General features: G+C 66.1%; 19 protein-coding genes. 11 read left to right on the top strand and 8 right to left on the bottom strand.

Annotated features, from left to right (window positions below):
• Positions 1–92: 92 nt before the first annotated feature.
• Positions 93–2,162: a bifunctional diguanylate cyclase/phosphodiesterase gene (locus BTH42_RS24530; RefSeq protein ID WP_075303758.1), complete on the top strand. Its 2,070-nt coding sequence runs from the start codon at positions 93–95 to the stop codon at positions 2,160–2,162.
• 195 nt (positions 2,163–2,357) lie between these two features.
• Positions 2,358–3,167, top strand: a complete 810-nt coding sequence (locus BTH42_RS24525) for a hypothetical protein (protein ID WP_075303757.1) — start codon at positions 2,358–2,360, stop codon at positions 3,165–3,167.
• A gap of 64 nt (positions 3,168–3,231) precedes the next feature.
• On the opposite strand, the gene dapA is transcribed toward BTH42_RS24525, so the two are convergent.
• The gene (gene dapA / locus BTH42_RS24520; protein WP_075303756.1) at positions 3,232–4,152 is read right to left on the bottom strand and encodes a 4-hydroxy-tetrahydrodipicolinate synthase; all 921 of its coding nucleotides are present in this window, start codon (positions 4,150–4,152) and stop codon (positions 3,232–3,234) included.
• Between the two features lie 427 nt (positions 4,153–4,579).
• Between dapA and BTH42_RS24515 the strand changes: the two genes are divergently transcribed.
• Entirely contained in the window at positions 4,580–5,872 is a 1,293-nt protein-coding gene (locus BTH42_RS24515; protein ID WP_075303755.1) for an aspartate carbamoyltransferase, read from the top strand.
• A gap of 79 nt (positions 5,873–5,951) precedes the next feature.
• Here BTH42_RS24515 and BTH42_RS24510 read toward each other — a convergent pair whose 3' ends face one another.
• On the bottom strand, positions 5,952–6,812 hold the full coding sequence (locus tag BTH42_RS24510; protein ID WP_075303754.1) for an alpha/beta hydrolase family protein: 861 nt from the start codon (positions 6,810–6,812) through the stop codon (positions 5,952–5,954).
• Between the two features lie 431 nt (positions 6,813–7,243).
• Between BTH42_RS24510 and BTH42_RS24505 the strand changes: the two genes are divergently transcribed.
• The gene (locus BTH42_RS24505; protein WP_075303753.1) at positions 7,244–7,927 is read left to right on the top strand and encodes a SagB/ThcOx family dehydrogenase; all 684 of its coding nucleotides are present in this window, start codon (positions 7,244–7,246) and stop codon (positions 7,925–7,927) included.
• A 349-nt stretch (positions 7,928–8,276) separates the two neighbouring features.
• Positions 8,277–8,447 carry a hypothetical protein gene (locus BTH42_RS35595; protein ID WP_178392231.1) on the top strand — a complete coding sequence of 57 codons (171 nt, stop codon included), beginning with the start codon at positions 8,277–8,279 and terminating at the stop codon, positions 8,445–8,447.
• A 28-nt stretch (positions 8,448–8,475) separates the two neighbouring features.
• On the opposite strand, the gene BTH42_RS24500 is transcribed toward BTH42_RS35595, so the two are convergent.
• Positions 8,476–9,324 carry an NAD(P)H-dependent oxidoreductase gene (locus BTH42_RS24500; RefSeq protein WP_075303752.1) on the bottom strand — a complete coding sequence of 283 codons (849 nt, stop codon included), beginning with the start codon at positions 9,322–9,324 and terminating at the stop codon, positions 8,476–8,478.
• A gap of 70 nt (positions 9,325–9,394) precedes the next feature.
• Between BTH42_RS24500 and BTH42_RS24495 the strand changes: the two genes are divergently transcribed.
• Positions 9,395–10,303 (top strand): LysR family transcriptional regulator, encoded by a 909-nt coding sequence (locus BTH42_RS24495; protein WP_075303751.1) that lies wholly within the window; start codon positions 9,395–9,397, stop codon positions 10,301–10,303.
• Between the two features lie 20 nt (positions 10,304–10,323).
• On the opposite strand, the gene BTH42_RS24490 is transcribed toward BTH42_RS24495, so the two are convergent.
• On the bottom strand, positions 10,324–11,205 hold the full coding sequence (locus BTH42_RS24490; RefSeq protein ID WP_075303750.1) for an aldo/keto reductase family oxidoreductase: 882 nt from the start codon (positions 11,203–11,205) through the stop codon (positions 10,324–10,326).
• Positions 11,206–11,309: 104 nt separating this feature from the next.
• Between BTH42_RS24490 and BTH42_RS24485 the strand changes: the two genes are divergently transcribed.
• Positions 11,310–12,230, top strand: coding sequence for a LysR family transcriptional regulator (locus BTH42_RS24485; RefSeq protein WP_075303749.1), 921 nt, complete (start codon positions 11,310–11,312; stop codon positions 12,228–12,230).
• Here BTH42_RS24485 and BTH42_RS24480 read toward each other — a convergent pair.
• Positions 12,224–12,583: a PleD family two-component system response regulator gene (locus tag BTH42_RS24480; protein ID WP_075303748.1), complete on the bottom strand. Its 360-nt coding sequence runs from the start codon at positions 12,581–12,583 to the stop codon at positions 12,224–12,226. The genes BTH42_RS24485 and BTH42_RS24480 overlap by 7 nt on opposite strands.
• Before the next feature lie 218 nt (positions 12,584–12,801).
• Between BTH42_RS24480 and BTH42_RS24475 the strand changes: the two genes are divergently transcribed.
• Both BTH42_RS24475 and BTH42_RS24470 read left to right on the top strand, forming a co-directional pair.
• A complete protein-coding gene (locus BTH42_RS24475; RefSeq protein ID WP_075303747.1) occupies positions 12,802–14,010 on the top strand; it encodes a sensor histidine kinase in 1,209 nt (402 codons plus the stop codon).
• A 56-nt stretch (positions 14,011–14,066) separates the two neighbouring features.
• On the top strand, positions 14,067–14,558 hold the full coding sequence (locus BTH42_RS24470; protein ID WP_075303746.1) for a GNAT family N-acetyltransferase: 492 nt from the start codon (positions 14,067–14,069) through the stop codon (positions 14,556–14,558).
• 65 nt (positions 14,559–14,623) lie between these two features.
• On the opposite strand, the gene BTH42_RS24465 is transcribed toward BTH42_RS24470, so the two are convergent.
• The 3 genes from BTH42_RS24465 to BTH42_RS24455 form a co-directional block, all read right to left on the bottom strand.
• Positions 14,624–14,905, bottom strand: coding sequence for a hypothetical protein (locus BTH42_RS24465; protein WP_143752192.1), 282 nt, complete (start codon positions 14,903–14,905; stop codon positions 14,624–14,626).
• Positions 14,906–14,952: 47 nt separating this feature from the next.
• Positions 14,953–16,134: a hypothetical protein gene (locus BTH42_RS24460; RefSeq protein WP_372237284.1), complete on the bottom strand. Its 1,182-nt coding sequence runs from the start codon at positions 16,132–16,134 to the stop codon at positions 14,953–14,955.
• A 237-nt stretch (positions 16,135–16,371) separates the two neighbouring features.
• The gene (locus BTH42_RS24455) at positions 16,372–16,956 is read right to left on the bottom strand and encodes a copper-binding protein (RefSeq protein WP_075303744.1); all 585 of its coding nucleotides are present in this window, start codon (positions 16,954–16,956) and stop codon (positions 16,372–16,374) included.
• Positions 16,957–17,120: 164 nt separating this feature from the next.
• Between BTH42_RS24455 and BTH42_RS24450 the strand changes: the two genes are divergently transcribed.
• Together BTH42_RS24450 and dmeF are read left to right on the top strand one after the other, a co-directional pair.
• Positions 17,121–17,396: a metal/formaldehyde-sensitive transcriptional repressor gene (locus tag BTH42_RS24450; RefSeq protein ID WP_075303743.1), complete on the top strand. Its 276-nt coding sequence runs from the start codon at positions 17,121–17,123 to the stop codon at positions 17,394–17,396.
• Positions 17,397–17,403: 7 nt separating this feature from the next.
• Positions 17,404–18,360: a CDF family Co(II)/Ni(II) efflux transporter DmeF gene (dmeF, locus tag BTH42_RS24445; protein ID WP_075303742.1), complete on the top strand. Its 957-nt coding sequence runs from the start codon at positions 17,404–17,406 to the stop codon at positions 18,358–18,360.
• Positions 18,361–18,434: the final 74 nt, after the last annotated feature.

Below are 18,434 nucleotides of genomic sequence, written 5' to 3'. Positions count from 1 at the left end.
ACACTTCCCGCCCCATCTCAAATAGTCTAAATAAATCCCGCATTTTGCCGATAACATGTCCAGCCGCACCCCTACCCGCGGTCCGACAGACTATGCAGAGTTCTTACAATTACTGGCTCGTGGCGATTTCGTTCGCGGTGGCGACCCTCGCGTCGTACACCGCGCTCGACCTGACCGGGCGCATCTTCCTGCTCGCGTCGGCGCCGCGGCGCCACGCGTGGCGGCTCGGCGGCGCGCTGGCGTTGGGCGTCGGCATCTGGTCGATGCACTTTGTCGCGATGCTCGCGTTCTCGCTGCCGATCCCGCTCGGCTACGACCTCGGGCCGACCGCGTGGTCGCTCGCGCTGGCGATCGGCGCGTCGTACCTCGCGCTCTGCATGACCACCCGCGCGCGCCTGACGCCGGGCCATCTGTTGCTCGGCGGCGTGCTGATGGGCCTGGGCATCGCCGGCATGCACTACACCGGGATGGCGGCGCTGCGGATGGCGCCGTCGATCAGCTATCAACCGGGCTGGTTCGCGGCGTCGCTGGCGATCGCGATCGGCGCATCGAGCGCGGCGCTCTGGATGGCGCGCGCGCTCAGTAACGAAAACACCCGCCATCTCGCGCGCAAACGTTTCGCTGCCGCGCTGGTGATGGGCGTCGCGATCAGCGGCATGCACTACGCGGGCATGGCCGCCGCCGATTTCGCGCCCGGCGCGATCTGCGGCGCGGCCAACGGCATCGACTCGACCTGGCTCGCGACCCTCGTGCTGCTGTTTACGTTCGCAATCCTGACGGTCACGCTGATGCTGTCGCGCTTCGACGTGCGCACCACCTTCCTGCTCGGCGCGGTATCGAAGCTGAACGGCCAGATCGTGCGACTCGCGACGCTCGACGCGCTGACCGGCCTGCCGAACCGCGCGACCCTCACCGAGCGGATCGACAGCGCGATCGGCCACGCGCGGCGCCAGCACACGTCGTTCGCGGTGCTGTTCATGGACCTCGACGGCTTCAAGACGATCAACGATTCGCTCGGCCACTCGGCCGGCGACGAGGTGCTGGTCGCGTTCGCGCGCCGCCTCGAACAGTGCGTGCGCGCGAGCGATACCGTCGCGCGGCTCGGCGGCGACGAGTTCGTCGTGCTGGCGGAAAACCTCGCGACCCGCGACGACGCGGCCGCGCTCGCCAACGGCGTGCTCGAACGGATGCGCCGCGGCACCTGGAGCGACGCGCAGCCGCTGCAGGTGATGCCGAGCATCGGCATCGCGCACTATCCGCAGGACGGCGACAGCGTCGAAACGCTGCTCAAGCACGCGGACGCGGCGATGTACGAAGCCAAGCGCGCGGGCCGCGGCACTTACCGTTTCTTCGAGCGCAGCATGAACGAGGCGGCGACGCGCACGCTGCAGATCCAGCACGCGCTGCACGAAGGCTTCGCCAACAACCGCTTCTCGCTCGAGTTCCAGCCGAAGTTTCAGGCCGGCGGCGACACGCTCGCGGGCGCCGAGGCGCTGATCCGCCTGAACGATCCGCAGATGGGCGCGCTGACGCCGCTCGAATTCATTCCGATCGCCGAGCGTTCCGGGCAGATCGTGCAGATCGGCTACTGGGTCGCGCGCGAAACCTGCCGGCGCATTCGCGGCTGGATCGACCAGGGTCTGCCGGCGATGAAAGTGGCGATCAACCTGTCGCCGCGTCAGTTGCTGCAACCGGATCTGGTCGAGACGATGCTGGAGATCGTGCGCAGCGAAGGGGTCGAGTGCGAGCAGCTGATGTTCGAAATCACCGAGACCGTCGCGATGCAGGACGCGGCGCGCACGATCGAAGTGATCCGCGCGTTCCAGGCGAGCGGCTTCGAGATCGCAATCGACGATTTCGGCACCGGCTATTCGAGCCTCGCGTATCTGCAGCGGTTTCGCGTGAAGCAGCTGAAGATCGATCGCTTCTTCACCAACGGGCTCGACTCGCACGGGCCGGAAGGCAGCGCGATCGTATCGGCGATCATCGCGCTCGCGCACTCGCTGGAAATGGACGTGGTCGCCGAGGGCGTCGAAACGCAATCGCAGCTCGACAAGCTGCGCTCGATGATGTGCGACGAAATGCAAGGCTTCCTGCTCGGCAAGCCGGTCAATGCCGACGACTTCGGCGCGATGCTCAGGGGACGAATGATGGCCGCATAAGCGAGGCGTGCTGCACAACCCGAGCGGGTTGCCGCCGTGGCCGGATCGACCGGCGCGGCGCGCCGCACGGGGCGGGGAATTAAAACAGAGCAATCACGTTGCCGGTTGCCGCCGCGGCGGGGACACGATCCGGGCATTCAGGGACCGGCGACGCATACCAATAAACAAAGACAGGCAGACCGTGCTGGAGAGTTCATGACTTTCGATGTAGCGACTTTTACCTCGTTGTGGCTAGTCACGTTTCTATACTGCGCGGTCTTCACCACCGCGTTGTCGCGGATGTTCGCGCAGGTCGTCGCGTTCCGCTTCTGGGCCGTCGCGTTCTTTCTGAATGCCGGCTCGGCGGCGTGCGTGTTTGCGCATCTGACGTGGCAGAGCAATGTGCTGTCGGTGCTCGCCGCGACGCTGGCGCTGCAATGCCGGCTGCTGCTGTGGGCCGGCCTGCGCAAGCTGCTCGGCAGCCGCGCGCCGTGGCGCACCGGGCTCGCGCTGTCGCTGCTGTTCTGCGTGCTCTATGCGGGTTTGCTCGCGTTCGACGTGCCGATCCTGTGGCGCGCCGCGTTGATCGCGCTGTTCTTCCTGCCCTACCGCGTCGGCACGCTCTATGAAGTGTGGCGCCCGCGCCGCGGCAATCTCGGCCCCGCGCGTTCGATCGCGACGATCGGCGGCGTGATGGCCTGTTTCAACTCGACGCTGCCGTTCCTGCTCGCGCTGGTCAATCGCTCGCATTTGTCGCTGCTGCTCGGCAGTCCGCAAACCATGTCGGCGCTCTACGCGTTCGTATTCGCCGGCGACCTGCTGCTCGCGAGCGGGCTGCTCGTGCTGGCGTTCAAGCTGCTGAGCGTCGAGCGCAACATGCTCGCGACGCTCGATCGCAGCGCGTCCGCGCAGCTCGCGGCGAGCCGCACGCTGCGCGCATTGCAGCGCCGGCGCGACCGGCTCGCTCATGTGTATGGGCAGCATGAAGGGATTACGCATCCGCAGCCGTTGACGTGGAACGCTTGAGTCGCGATGTTGCGACGCCGGGGGCGATGACGGCTGGCCCCCGCTCCACAGCCGCTTAAGCGGCTTAAGCCGCCTCCTCGCTCAACGCGGCGAGCCGCTCGGCCAGCGCGTCGCTGACGCGCGTCATCGGCAGACGCAGTTCGTTGCGCACCCACCCTCCTGCCGCGAGCAGCGCCTTGACCGGCGCCGGATTCGGTTCCGCGAACGCGAGCTGGATCTGCGGCACCAGCGCGTGAAACTGCCGCCGCCCTTCTTCCAGCCGCCCCTCCACCAACGCCCGATACAGCGCGACGAAGCGCTCCGGCCGCCAATGCGCGGACGCGGCAATCGCGCCGCTGCCGCCCGCGCACACCGTATTGAAGAGATCGAGATCGTTGCCGGCCAGCACCTGCAAGCGGCCGTCGCGGATCAGCGCGAGCGTGGTGTCGAGCGAGCCGGCGCAGTCCTTGACCGCCACGATGCGCGGATGCGCGGCGAGCGTCAGCAAGGTGTCGAGTTCGAGCCGCACGCCGGTGCGCTGCGGAATGTCGTACAGCACCAGCGGATGCGCGCTCGCGTCGGCCAGCGCCTCGAAGTGCGCGACGATGCCTTGCTGCGCCGGACGCGTGTAGTACGGCGCGGCGATCAGCAGACCGGCGAGCGGCAAACGGTTCAGTTCGGCGATCCGCGCGCGCATCGCGGCGGTATCGTTGCCGGAGACACCGGCTACGACGGGGAGCGGGCGGCGGGACGCGATACCCGTTGCCGGGGTGTCGGTTGCTTTGCCCGCCGCGGCGGCCTGCGCGGCGTCGAGAATCGTCGCGAGCACCGCGTCCTGTTCGGCCGCGTCGAGCGTGGCCGGCTCGCCGGTGGTGCCGAGCGCGACCAGACCGGCCACGCCGGCGTCCGCATAGCGGCGCACCAGCGCGCGCAACGCGGCGTGATCGACCGCGCCGTCGACGAACGGCGTGATCAGCGGAATCCAGATACCCGAGAAATCAGACATGTTTCTACCTCGATGACGACCGTATCGAATCCGGTCAGCGCTGCGAGGAAGAAGGGAAAGCCGCGAGGGCGGTCGACCGGTCGTTCCGTCGCAACATCTGACGACGGAACAGCACTCCGGTCAGATGAGCGACTGTTTTTTGGCTTTGGCGCCGACGTGGTCCGCGCAGGCGTTCGCGCACGCGTTCACCGCGCTCGAAAGAGCGGCGTGGGTGGCGAGCGACGAACGGAGTCGGATCATGGGGTCGGAATGCATGAACGGCAGTGTAACCGCGAAAGCCGCGCCGCGGGGCGCTGCGCAGGCGTCCGCAGCGGTTTTGTCTCGAAAAAGTCTTGACTTCCGTGGCCGGGAAACTAATATACGCACCGCGTACATACGACACGCGAACTTCCGCCCCTCCCGCCGCTTTCTTCCGACAGGTGCCGCCATGAGCGTTCCGCAACAAGCCTTCCTCCGCGATGCGATGCGTCGCCTGAACATGACGCGCGATACCTTCGCCAGCCGGATCGGCGTGTCGCGCCGGGCGCTCGACACGTGGCTGCTGCCGGACGACTCGCAGGAATCGCGGGCGATGCCGGAGATCGTCGAGCGCTTCGTGTCGGAGATCGTCGCGAACGGCGAGCCCGGCGAAAAATATACGCAAAGCGTAGATTCGCAGTCGCTCGCGAGTCAGATCCTGTTCGAGGGCCGGCCGCAATTGCTGTCGGTCGAGCAGTTCTCGCGCGACTCGGTCGAGGCGCTGTTCCGGGTCGCCGACATCATGCAGCCGATCGCGCGACGCCGAAAAATCTCGCGCGTGCTCGAAGGCGCGGTGCTCGGCAACCTGTTCTTCGAGGCCAGCACGCGAACCCGCGTGAGCTTCGGCGCGGCGTTCTGCCGGCTCGGCGGCTCGGTGTGCGACACGACCGGCTTCACGTTTTCGTCGATGGCCAAGGGCGAATCGATCTACGACACCAGCCGCGTGATGAGCGGCTACGTCGACGCGCTGGTGATCCGCCACCCCGAGCAAGGCTCGGTGGCAGAGTTCGCGCGCGCGACCAACGTGCCGGTGATCAACGGCGGCGACGGCCCCGGCGAGCATCCGAGCCAGGCGCTGCTCGACCTGTACACGATCCAGCGCGAGTTCTCGCGGCTCGGCAAGATCGTCGACGGCGCGCACATCGCGCTGGTCGGCGACCTCAAATACGGGCGCACCGTGCACTCGCTGGTCAAGCTGCTGGCGCTGTATCGCGGCATCAAGTTCACGCTGATCGCGCCGCCGCAACTCGAAATGCCGGCGTACATCCTCGAGCAGATTTCGCGCAACGGCCACGTGATCGAGCAGACCCACGATCTGCGCAGCGGGCTCGCGGGCGCCGACGTGGTGTACGCGACGCGGATCCAGAAAGAGCGCTTCGCGAACGAATCGTTCGAAGGCTATACGCCCGACTTCCAGATCAATCAGGCGCTGGTCGACAGCGTGTGCGGCGCCGATACGCTGATCATGCATCCGCTGCCGCGCGACAGCCGCCCCGGCGCGAACGACCTGAGCACCGACCTGAACCACGATTCGCGGCTCGCGATCTTCCGCCAGACCGACAACGGCATTCCGGTGCGGATGGCGATTTTCGCGGTGCTGCTCGGCGTCGAGAAACTGGTCCAGCATTCGATGCGCGATGCCGCGTGGCGTCCGCCCGTGTATCTCGGGCCGGACGACGCGGTGTTTCATGGGATCGATTGAGGGGGCGTTGGGGGGACGTTGCGGGACCTTGCGGGACCTTGCGGGCTCGCCGGCGCCGCGTGACCGTGACCGTGACCGGTCAGGTCGCCGCGCCGTTCGCGGCGCGGGCCGCCTGCCTGAAGCCGCCGGCGAAGAACAGCACCTGGTACTTGACCGCATTCGACCAGTAGTCCCAGGTATGGCCGCCGGGCCGCTCCGCGTAATCGTGCGGCACGCCGAGTTCGACGAGCCGCTCGTGCAGCAGGCGATTCGATTGCACCAATGAGTCGTTCACGCCGCAATCGATCGTCAGCGCGATGTGCTCGCGGCCGAAATCCTGCGCGCTCGCGACGATCGCCTCGTCGTTCCAGAACTGGGCATCTTTCAGCGGGTCGCCGAATACCCGTTCGATGCCCGGCTCGTCTTCACAGCCGCGCGGGTCCACCGCGCCGCTGATGCTGCCCGCCGCGCCGAATTCATCGGGGCGATCGAGCGCGATACGCAACGCGCCGAAGCCGCCCATGCTCAGACCGGTGATCGCGCGCGCCTGCCGGGTCGCGATCGTGCGGAAATGCAGATCGATATAGCCGACCACCTCGGAGCCCACATAGGTTTCATAGCGGCTGCGCGGATCGACCGGGCTGTCGATATACCAGCTTTCATGACCGCCGTCGGGCATCACGAGGATCACGTGGTAGCGGTCGGCGAGCTTGCCGATATGCGAATTCGCGGTCCAGTCGGTGTAATCGCCGCCGGAGCCGTGCAGCACGTAGACCACCGGGAAGCGCGCGCTGCCGCTGCCGTGTGTGTATTGATCGGGCAACACGACCGTCGCGTCGAACGAGCGATGCATCGCGACGCTCGGAATCGCGACGACGCGGGTCTGAAACGCCCACACCGGCGACGCGGTCAGCATCACTATCGACATCAATATCAGGCAGAACGCACGGACTGGATTCATCGTGGGTCGCTCCCGCTTGCTTTCGTTTGCCTTGATCCGGCATCGATCCAGCCTCGATCCATCAGGCATCCGAATGAAGTCGCCGGGGTTCGGCGCGGATGGTGCTCGCCGATGACTTTAGCAATAGGGACTTACAACCATATTTCAGGGCGACGCAAGGCCCCCGAGATATGAGCGTGAATTTCGGCAGCGGAATTCCTATTATGTTGTTGCCGTGGCCATTAAGCCGATTCCGCCATCGCGAGAATAAATATGCTTTCGCAATAGCGGTTTTTGTTTTCCGTAACCATTGGCGCAATCCGAAAATCTGTCCCACACTTATTCCCGACCCACCGCCCCGCGCGGCAGATAAACGCGGAATGTCAAATACAAGATTCGCACTGGTCCAAAGTCAACTGATTGGCCTGTTCCCTCGCTAACGGAGATGCCGAATGAAACGTCGTGAAGTGTTGGCCATGCTGGCCGCAAGCGCGCTTGTCGAGGTGACCGAGGTTTCCACCAGCGAGGCGCAGGCAGCCCAGGCGCCGTTCACCGATGAAGCCGAGTTGGCAAAACCGAACGTCACCGGCTCGGTCACGCTGGAGGACGCGATCCAGCGACGCCGCTCCGTGCGCTCGTTCAAACCCGACCCATTGCCGATCGAAACCATCGGCCAACTGTTCTGGGCCGGGCAAGGCATCACGAATCCGGAGAACGGCCGGCGCGCGGCGCCGTCGGCCGGCGCGTTGTACGCGCTGGAGCTTTACGCGGCGACCGCCACTCAGGTGCTGCACTATCTGCCGCAAGGCCACCGCGTCGAAACGCGGGACTCGGCCGACCTGCGCCCGAAGCTGCGCTCGCTTGCCGTCGACCAGGCATCGGTCGGCAACGCGCCGCTCGTGATCGCGGTGGCCGCGGAGCCGAGCCGGCTGAAGCAGCGGTATGGCGGCAGAGCCAATCTGTACGCCGACCTCGAAGTCGGCCACGCGACCCAGAACATCCTGCTTCAGGCCGTCACGCTCGGGCTCGGCGCGGTGACGGTGGGCGCCGTCGATGGACCCAAGGCGTCGCGCGCGCTCAAGCTGCCGAATGGGCAGACCATCGTTTATCTGATTCCGGTGGGTTTGCCTGCGTAGTCGGGAGGTGGGTTTGCCTGCGTAGTCGGGAGGCGGCTTTGGCGCCGCCGCTTCTTAACCTCAAGCATCGGTAATTCGCCGGCCGGCCTGCAGGTCCCGGCGAACTCACTCACGCCGCAGCGCCGCTGGTCCGCCACTGCGCCACTGCGCCACTGCGCCACTGCGCCACTTCGCTCGCGCGGCGACATCGCGCCGGTCTCTGTAAGACGTACTCCCGAAATATCCCCTCTCCATCGCAGCCAACCGCCGCGCGGCATCGGCCCACGCATGCCCGACCGCATCAGGCGCGCAACGTGCTTAGGGATAGATTCGTTGATCGCTACTCGCCGAAATCACAAGGAGGACAACGATGACCCTGATCATCTATCTGCTCGGATGGCTCATTTTTATCGGCGGCGTCGCCTGGGCATTGGTGACGCTGCATGTCGCGCAGCACACCATCGCGATCGTCGCCGTTATCCTGCTCGGCATCGCGGTGGCCACCGGCGCCACCCGAGCGCGCAATCGCGACCGGTCATAGTCGCCCCAGGCGCTTGCGCGGCGCGATCTCACGCAGCGGACATGACGGCCGTCTCACCCGGCTGAAGTTGCGCGGCATGATCCACCGCCCCGCTTGCGCGCCCTTCGACGTGCGCCGCGAACCCCACCTGCCCCGGCGCGACTTCATCGCGCAACGTCAGCGCCGGAATCGTGTAAGCACCGCCGTTCTGCTGCCGGAACGCGATCGGCGCATCGGTCCACAGCGCATCGAGCCGCTGCCCAAGTGCTTCGCTCACCTCACCATATTTCGCGTCATTGACCCGGCTCGTGCGATAGACGACGAACGGCGGCAGCACGTCGAAGCCCGGGTAATAAAGCACGCCGTGCTGGATCGGAAACAGCAGATCGTCGATCGGACCATTGATGCCGCGCGCGCTGTAATGCGACTCCCAGCCGCCGGTCGTCACGACCAGCATCGCGCGTTTGCCGGCGAACTTGCCCTCGCCGTAACGCTCGCCCCAGCGCGCATCGGAATGCTCGCCGACGCCGTACGCGAGACCATACGCATACACCCGTTCGATCCAGCCTTTCATCAGCGCCGGCATCGAGAACCACCACAGCGGAAACTGGAAGATCACCGCATCGGCCCACTTCAGCTTGTCCTGCTCGCGCGCGATGTCCTCGCTCTGCAAGCCGTTTTCGAACGCATGCTTCGATTCCTGCGACGGATAAAAGCGCTCGCTGCTGAGCCGCTCACGGCTATCGTCCGCATCGAGCGACGCTTTCCAGTTCATCGCGTAGAGATCGGACACCTGCACGGTATGGCCCGCGCGTTCGAGATGGCGGACCGTGAAATCCTTCAGCGAACCGTTCAACGATTTCGGCTCGGGATGCGCATAGACGACGAGTACGTTCATGATGAGACCTTCGTGGCTGAAAGTCCTCACGATAGGCGCCGCCGAGGTATATTGGAAATGAATTACCAACATATCAGGTATTACCGTGCTTAATCTCCGCAGTCTCGACCTCAACCTGCTGGTCACGCTCGATATGCTGCTCGAAGAGCACAACGTCACGCGCGCCGCCGAGCGGCTGAACTTCTCGCAGCCGTCGGTCAGCGTGCATCTGGCCAAGCTGCGCGAGCTGTTCGGCGATCCGCTGCTGTTGCCGGGCCCGCGCGGAATGCGCCCCACCGCCCGCGCCGAGGCGTTGCGCGAACCGTTGCGCGATGCGCTCGGCGCGCTGCAACGCGCGGTCGCGCCCGCCAGTCCGTTCGATCCGGCCGCGGCCACGCATAGCTGGCGCATCGCCGCGACCGACTACGCGGAATCGACGATCATCCTGCCGATGCTCGCCGGCCTGCGCGCGGCCGCGCCGGGCACGCGTCTGGCGATCGTCGAGGCGGCGCCGCCGCGGCTCGCGCGCCAGGCCGAACAGGGTGAGATCGATATCGGCTTTCATACCAGCGAAGGCGCGCCCGAGGGTTTGCGCCGCCGCGTGCTGTTCGCCGAGCGCTATCTGCTGGTCGGCCGCGCCGGTCATCCGAAGCTCAAGCGCCGGCCCACCCTCGCGCAGTTCTGCAAACTCGAACACGTGATCGTGTCGCCGGACGGCGGCGGCTTTTTTGGCGTCACCGACGAGACGCTCGCGAAGGTCGGACTCGCGCGCAAGGTCGTGCTGTCGGTGCCGCACTTTCTGTTCATGCAGTCGGTGCTCGCGAACACCGATCTCGTCGGCATGCTGCCCGCGCGTCTCGTACGCGGTTCGACCGCTCTCTGTACGGTCGAACCGCCGGTCGAAGTACCGGGCTATGAAATGGCGATGCTATGGCACGAGCGCGTGCATCGCGATCCCGCGCATCAGTGGTTGCGGGAGTTTATTGCGGCGTCGGTGTGAGCAAGCGGCGTGGCCGCTAGTCAATGCGCGCCACCCTCACCACCAATCGCATTCAGCGCATCGAGCGTCGCATCGCTGAGCTTCAACCGCGCGGCCTGCAGGTTCTCGCGCAGATGCCCAACCGACGACGTCCCCGGAATCAGCAGAATGTTAGGTGCCCGATGCAATAGCCACGCGAGCGCGAGCTGCATCGGCGTCGCATCGAGTTCACGCGCCAGCTCCGATAGCGCCGACGATTGAATCGGCGTAAAGCCGCCGAGCGGAAAGAACGGCACATACGCAATGCCTTGCGCGCCGAGCGCGGCGATCAACGCATCGTCGTCGCGGTGCACGAGGTTGTAGTGGTTCTGCACGCAGACGATCGGCGTAATGCGCTGCGCTTCCTCGATCTGCGCGGCCGTCACATTGCTCAGCCCGAGATGGCGCACCAACCCGCGTTGCTGCAATTGCGCCAGCGCGCTCACCTGCTGTTCGATCGACCCTTCGCTCGGCGCATGCACGTTGCCCATCACGCGCAGGTTGACCACGTCGAGCGCATCGAGCCCGAGGTTGCGCAGATTGTCGTGCACCGCGCGTTCGAGGTCGGCCGGCTCCTGCGCCGCCAGCCACCCGCCGGCGCTGTCGCGCACCGCGCCGACCTTGGTGACCAGCGTCAGCTCGCGCGGATACGGGTGCAGCGCCTCGCGAATCAGCTGGTTGGTCACGTGCGGCCCGTAAAAGTCGCTGGTATCGATGTGATCGACGCCCGACTCGACCGCCTCGCGCAGCACCGCGAGCGCCGCGTCGCGATCTTTCGGCGGCCCGAACACGCCGGGCCCGGCCAGCTGCATCGCGCCGTAACCCATCCGGTGCACGCTGCGGCCGGCCAACGGGAAGGTGTCGGTGGAGCTGAAATTCGGCATGACGATCTCCTTGTGAAGTGATGAGCCGCAGTATCGCCGGATTGCGTTGTTGAATAAACCGGTCTAACGTGCACGGGTTGTTCAAAAAAATGAACGGTATTCCTATGGAACTCAACGATCTGGCCGCCTTCGTGTCGGTCGCCCGCGCGGGCGGCTTTCGCGACGCCGCGCGGGTGAGCGGCGTGTCGGCATCGAGTCTGAGCATCGCGGTGCGGCGCCTCGAAACGAAGCTCGGGCTGCGCCTGCTGAACCGCACCACCCGCAGCGTCGCGCCGACCGAGGCCGGTGCGCGGCTGATCGAAAAACTGACGCCGCTGTTCGGCGAAATGGAAGCGGCGCTCGACGTGCTCAACGGCTTTCGCGACAAGCCGACCGGCACGCTGAAGCTGAACGTGCCGGCCAGCGTCGCGCGCATCGTGCTGCCCGACGTGCTCGCGCGTTTTCTGAAGCTGTACCCGGATATTCGTGTCGAGGTGGTGGTCGAGGACGGTTTCGTCGATGTGCTGGCGGCCGGTTGCGATGCGGGGATCCGTTACGACGAGCGGCTCGAACAGGACATGATCGCGGTGCCGATCGGCGCGCGCGCGCAGCGCTTCGCAACCGCCGCATCGCCCGCTTATCTCGACTCGCATGGGCGTCCCAGCCATCCGCGCGAACTACTCACGCATGCGTGCCTGCGCGGTCAATTCGCCGGCGGCGCGACGCCGACCTGGTACTTCGAGCGCGACGGCGAACTGCTGCAATTGAATCCGAGCGGCCCGCTGCTGGTGCGGCCGAGCGCGGCGATCGACCTCGCGATCAGCTGCGCGATCGCCGGCGTCGGCGTGATTCATCTGTTCGAGGACATGCTGCGTCCGCATCTGGCGAGCGGCGCGCTCGAAGCGATTCTGGAGCCGTGGTGGCAGCGTTTTTCCGGGCCGTTTCTGTACTATCCGGGACATCGTCACGTGCCCGCGCCGTTGCGAGCATTCGTCGATTTTCTGAAAGCGGATCCGGCAGGAATCCTGCCAATCCCGCATCAGTGAGGTGTGCCACATAATCGCGCGATCGTCGTCAGAAACAGGTCCGCGCCGATCGGTTTGAGCAGGCACGCGGTCCAGCATTGCGCGTCGCCGGTCGCCGGCGGCACCGCGGTATTGACGAGAATCGGCACGCGCGCGAGTTCCGGCATCAACTTTAGCCGCCGGCAGAACTCGGCGCCGCCCATCACCGGCATCATCCAGTCGGTGACGATCAGGTCGGGAATACGTTTGCGCAGACACGCGAGCGCCTCGGCCCCGTTGCTCGCACAACAGACCTGATACCCTTCGCTCTCCAGAATCAGCCGCCACGCGGCGAGGATTTCCGGTTCGTCGTCCACCAGCAGGATTGAAAGCATCGTGTTTTGCCGACGCAAAAAAAATGTTCTTGTCAGACGAGTCGCCGCAAGTCCTGTTCCACAGCCGGCAATTGCGCGGATAATGACGCGGATTGCCGCTGCGCACAGGCGCGCTCTCGCGGCCGCGCGAAACGCGCAGCCGGGGCTGAAGCGGTATCGACGCGAGTCGTAGCGTCGATACGTTCGCAGGTTGTAGAAACTTCATCCGCGCTTTCATCATGACCGAGTCACATGTAACCCCGCTGCGCAGTTTTGCAGGATTCGTCAAAGCCGAACGCCATCGGCTCACGCGTCAATGGATGCAGGCGGTCGCCGCCGACGTCGATCTCGTCGAAGCGGACAAGCTCACTTACCAGCAGCTTGCCGATCATCTGCCGGACATTCTCGACGAACTGTGCGCGGCGCTCGCCGCGGAAGATCTTGAGCACGTCGAAACATCGATCGAACGCGATGCGAAAAAACACGGCAAGGTGCGCTGGCGCCAGGGCTATCGGATCGAAGAACTGGTGCGCGAACTGGATCTGTTCCAGCAGGTGCTCGCCGATGCGCTCGACGAATACGCGGTGCTCGACAAGACCTTCACGCGCCGCCACGAAAGCCGCGCGCGGCGCTTGATCGCCGAGGCGTTCAGCATGGTCACGCTCATGTCGATCAAGGAAGTGGTCAGCGAGCGCGATCGCAAGATCGACGAATACACCGGGCAGCTCGAACGCGCGAATCATGAATTGACGCTCAAGCAACGGCTGGTCGGCGATCTGTACGAATCGCGGATGCAGATCACGCGCAGCGTCGTGCACGATCTGCGCAACTTCCTGAACGCGTTTTCGATTGCGTTGCAGCTGATCGCGCGGGCGCCGTCGAAGGCCGACACCGCGCTGACGCTCGCGAACCGCCAGGCCGCCGATATGAAGCTGCTGGTCGATCAGATGATCGAGTACTCGGTCGTGCTTGGCGACTCGGCGCCGCTCGCGCGGGAGAGCGTCGATCTGCGCGAGCTGTACGACGAACTGGTGGTCTCGACGCGGCCGTCGATCGAAGCAAAGGGACTCACGTTGCACAGCTCGTTCGACGCGGCGCTGCCGGTCGTCACGTCGCATCGCCTGAAGCTCAAGCAGATCGCGGTCAACCTGCTGTCGAACGCGATCAAATACACGAAGTCCGGGCAGGTCGAATTGCGCTTCGCGCTGCGCGATGCCGAACACTGGGCGATCCGGGTGGCCGACACCGGCGTCGGCATCGCGCCCGCCGACGCGGAACGCGTGTTCGACGAATTCGAGCGCGCGGCCGGCGACGATATTCCCGGCACCGGACTGGGACTTGCGATCGTCAAGGAGCTGAGCCGCGTGCTCGGCGGGCAGATCGAATTCCGGTCGCGCGAGGGCGTGGGCACGACGTTCGAGATCCGGTTTCCGCTGCGGCTCGAATGATTGCGCTGCGCTAAACTGCCCGCTCGCCAATCCCGCTCACCCGTTTCGACTTGCGCATGATCCACCTTCACACCGCCCGTTTCCCCGACCAACTCGACGACGTGCGCAGCATCTTCCGCGAATACGCGGAGAGTCTCGGCATCGATCTGGGCTTCCAGCAATTCGATGCCGAACTCGCCGGTCTGCCGGGCAAATTCGCGGCGCCGCGCGGGCGCGTGCTGCTCGCGAGCCGTGACGACGGCGAGATCGTCGGTTGCGTCGCGATGCGGCCGCTCGACGACACCGTCTGCGAAATGAAGCGGCTGTATGTGCGTCCGGCCGGACGCGGTCTGCACGTGGGACGGCAACTCGCCACGCAGATCTGCGCGGCCGCGAAACAGGCCGGCTATCGGCGCATGCGGCTCGACACGTTATCGACGATGCAGGCGGCGCTGGGACTGTATGCGTCGCTCGGCTTCGAGCCGATCGATGCATACGTGTTCAATCCGATTCCCGGCGCGGTGTTTCTCGAATGCGATTTGACGCGGCAGCGTGAGCAATCGGTTTAGCTTTTAGCTCGCCTGCCTGCGTCGCCGCTTTCGTCAGGATCGCGGTTCGACAATCGCGGCGATGTTCAATGCGCTGGCGATGCGCGCTCACCGCGCGTCGAAGGCAAACAGTCGCGCATCGCGCCGCCCCGCTCGCTCAACCCGCGCATTACCACTTCGGATGACTTACCGTCGCGCCGCACGAGTTCCGCGAGATCGAGCAAGGCGGCGTAGCGCGCGGAGCAATCCTGCGCGGCGGGACTCGCCGCAGCCGCAATGAAGTAGTTTGCGGCGACGAAAGCGCTGAGCGTGAGCAGCGTCGCGACGACGAACGCGGCGAGCGCCGCGGGTTGGCCGCCACGACGCAAGCGCGCCGGAACAACCCGCGCGCTTACCCACCTGGCCGCGCTCATCATCAGGCCCAGTGCGCCGGCACGAACACGCGGCCCACCCAATGCGCGGGCACCCACACAGCGGCGTGAGGCGCGGGAGCGACATACACCGGACGCGGCGCGACGTACACGGCCCGCGGCGCAACGTAGACCGGCGCACGCGTGACCACGACAGGCTTCGGTGCCACGTAGACAACCGGCGCGGGCGTCACGACCACGGGCTTGGGCGCCACATACACAGCCGGCGGCGGCACAACCACCACCGGCTTCGGCGGCACATACGCGACCGGCGGCGCCACGACGACAGCCGGCGCGGGCGGCGGCGTGACAACCACCGCGGCCGGCGGCGGCGGCGTCACCACCACGGCAGCCGCCGGAGGCGGCGCAACGACCACCGGCTTCGGCGCGACCACCACCGTGGTCCCCGTCGTCGTGCCGCCGGCCACCACCACCCCGCCCGTCACCACCGTGCCGCTCGAACTCACCGTATTGCCGTGCGTGCCGGTCACGCTCGTCGACGTGGTCACGACGCCGGGCGCGACCCGCGTCGCCGAACCGGAGTGATAGACGCTGCCGTTGTCGGGGCCCGTCACCGTGCCCGAGCGCGCGCAGGTCGATCCCGCGCAACTGGTCGCCGCCGAATGGCCGTAGGTATTGCCGTTCGCGCCGGTGACCGAGCCCGACGACGAATACTGACCCGGCGCCGTGCGGGTGACATCGCCGGAAGTCGTCGCGCTCTTGCCGTCCGGGCCGGTCAGCGAGCCGGTGTGCGAGCACGAACCGCCCGCGCAGCTGGTGTCGCCGGAATGCTGCACCGAGTTGCCGTAGCGGCCGGTCGCGGTGCCCGAGTTCGAGAACTGGCCGGGCGCGGTCCGCGTGACCGTGCCGGTGTTGCTCGCGAAGCCGCCGTACGGGCCAGCGACGCCACCCGCATGCGTGCAGCTGCCGCCGCCGCACGAGCCGTAGTGGCCGCCGTTATAGGCGCCGCGCGACGTGTACGCGGTGCCGTGTCCCGACCACGCGAACGCCGACGCGCTGCCGAACGCGAACACCGCGGCGGCCGCGCCGAGCACCAGTTGGCGCAGCGCGCGGCGGCCGCTGAACGCCGGCGAAACTGATGCCGCGGTGCAAGCCGCCGCGTCACGAGCGACGCCGGCCACGTTGGCATCGGCGTTGAAGAAACCTGCGAACGAACGATTTTTCACGGTATGTCCTTGCTGGATTCGGGCCACTTGCGTCACTGCGGTGTGGCGACGAACGGACTATAGAAGGAGCTGCCGGGGAAATCATCCGGGAAGATATGTCACGCTGTTTCACCGTGCGGCCACCGCATTGAAGCCCCGCCCAGCAAGGGTTTTCGGGCGATTCGCGGGCTTCGCGACATCTTTCGACATAGTTTGCGGCGCGCTCGTGTAAGCGGATTTACAAGAGTCCACAAGCACTCACTGCCCGGCCGGCGTCACCTCCACCGCCGCCGCCGACACAAACGCCGCATGCACGGTATCGCCCACCTTCAGCCCGTTCAGATCGACGCCGGGCGCCGCTTCATAGGTCTGCGTCTGCGACGCGCCGCGCAACGTCACGCGACGCTCGTTGCGATCGATCTTCTGCACGGTCGCGAGCACTTCGGTCTGGCGCGCCGCTTCATAGCCGCCCGAAGCCGGCGTGATGCTTTGCCGGTCGGCGCGCTCGCGACTCTTCTTACCCGCGCCGCCGGCCTTCTCGACCTTCGTCAGCAGCGCGTTCCTGTACAGCACGTCGACGCGGTCGCCGATCTTCAGTTGCTCGAAGCCGGCGACCTGCTGACTCACGAGCACGATCGCGACGTCGCCGCGTGGACCCTTCAGCGTCAGCGAGCGGTTGCCGGCATCGATCGCGACGATCTCGGCCGTCATACGCACCGGCTGGACCGCGCTCAGCACGCCGCGCGGGGCGCTCGCGAGATCGTCCTGCGCTGCCGCCGGCTGGACCACGGCCCCCGCCGCCGCCGCGAGCATCAACGCTGCGCCTATCGTCGCTGTCTTCATCCGCGTTCTCCTTGGCAAGGGTCGTTGCAATCGGGCAGCGCGATCGGTCGCATTCGCCGCCCGGATGCTCGTGGGACGCACTGTTCGTGCCAGATGCCGGCCGCACCGCGTAAGCGGGGCACAGCCATTCCATGCTATTCTCCATACCCCTAGGGGGTATACCTATGTCACATCTCAGTGCACAAAAAGACGATCTTCTGAAGCGGGTTCGCCGGATCGCCGGCCAGGTGCAGGCCATCGAGCGCTCGCTGGAGTCGGACGCCGATTGCGAGAAGGTTCTGCATCTGGTGGCCGCGACGCGCGGCGCGATGAACGGTCTGCTCGACGAGATCGTCGAGGCGCATGCGCTCGAACACGTCGCGCATCCGGACCTGACCGCGAGCCAGCGCAAGCAAGGCGTCGATGCATTACTCACGGCGATCCGCCGTTATTCGAAGTAGGTTTGAAATGACTGATTCCAGCAGCATCCGTTACGCGCACGAGCATTCGTATCTCGGCAGTTCGCACGACGAAAACGCGCGGCGCACCCGCTCGGTCGTCGCGCTGACGCTGATCATGATGATCGGCGAAATCACCGCCGGTTATCTGACCGGCTCGATGGCGCTGCTCGCCGACGGCTTCCATATGGCCACGCATGCGGGCGCGCTCGGCATCGCCGCGCTCGCGTACGCGTACGCGAGACGCAACTCGACCAACCGCGATTTCAGCTTCGGCACCGGCAAAGTGGGCGAGCTCGCCGGCTTTACGTCCGCGGTGATTCTCGCGCTGGTGTCGCTCGGCATCGGGATCGAATCGGCGTTCCGGCTGATCCATCCGACCGGCGTCGCGTTCGGCGAGGCCGCGATCATCGCCGCCATCGGCCTCGTCGTGAATATCGTCAGCGCGCTGCTGCTGTCCGGCGGCCATGCGGACCATAGCCACCACGGGCACGGTCACAGTCATGGTCACGATCATGCGCACGCTCACCCTCATCATCACGGCCATGCGCACGGCAGCGACAACAATCTGCGCTCCGCCTACGTGCACGTGCTCGCCGACGCGCTGACCTCGGTGCTGGCGATCGTCGCGCTGCTGGCCGGCCGTTATCTCGGCTGGGTCTGGCTCGATCCGCTGATGGGGATCGTCGGCTCGATCGTGATCGCGCGCTGGGCCTGGACGCTGATGCGCGATACCGCCGGCGTGCTGCTCGACAAAACCGATCAGCACGTGGCCGACGAAATCCGCAAGATCCTCACTTCACACGGCGACGCCGAGATCGCCGATCTGCACGTGTGGCAGATCGGACCGGAAGCGCGAGCGGCCATCGTCAGCGTGCGCACTCGCGGCGGCGTGACGATCGACACGATCCGCGCGCGGCTCGCGCCCGTGCACGAAGTCATGCATCTGACGGTCGAGGCGGCGTAGCCGCGGTAGCGTTTCGTTTCGCGCAAGAAACGCGCGCAAAACAAAGGGCCGGTGTGTCGGACGACACACCGGCC

This window comes from Burkholderia sp. SRS-W-2-2016, from assembly GCF_001931485.1.
In the GTDB taxonomy this organism is placed as follows: Bacteria; Pseudomonadota; Gammaproteobacteria; order Burkholderiales; family Burkholderiaceae; genus Paraburkholderia.
Note: the sequence above shows the minus strand (reverse complement) of the source record. Positions and strands in the feature narration are given on the sequence as shown.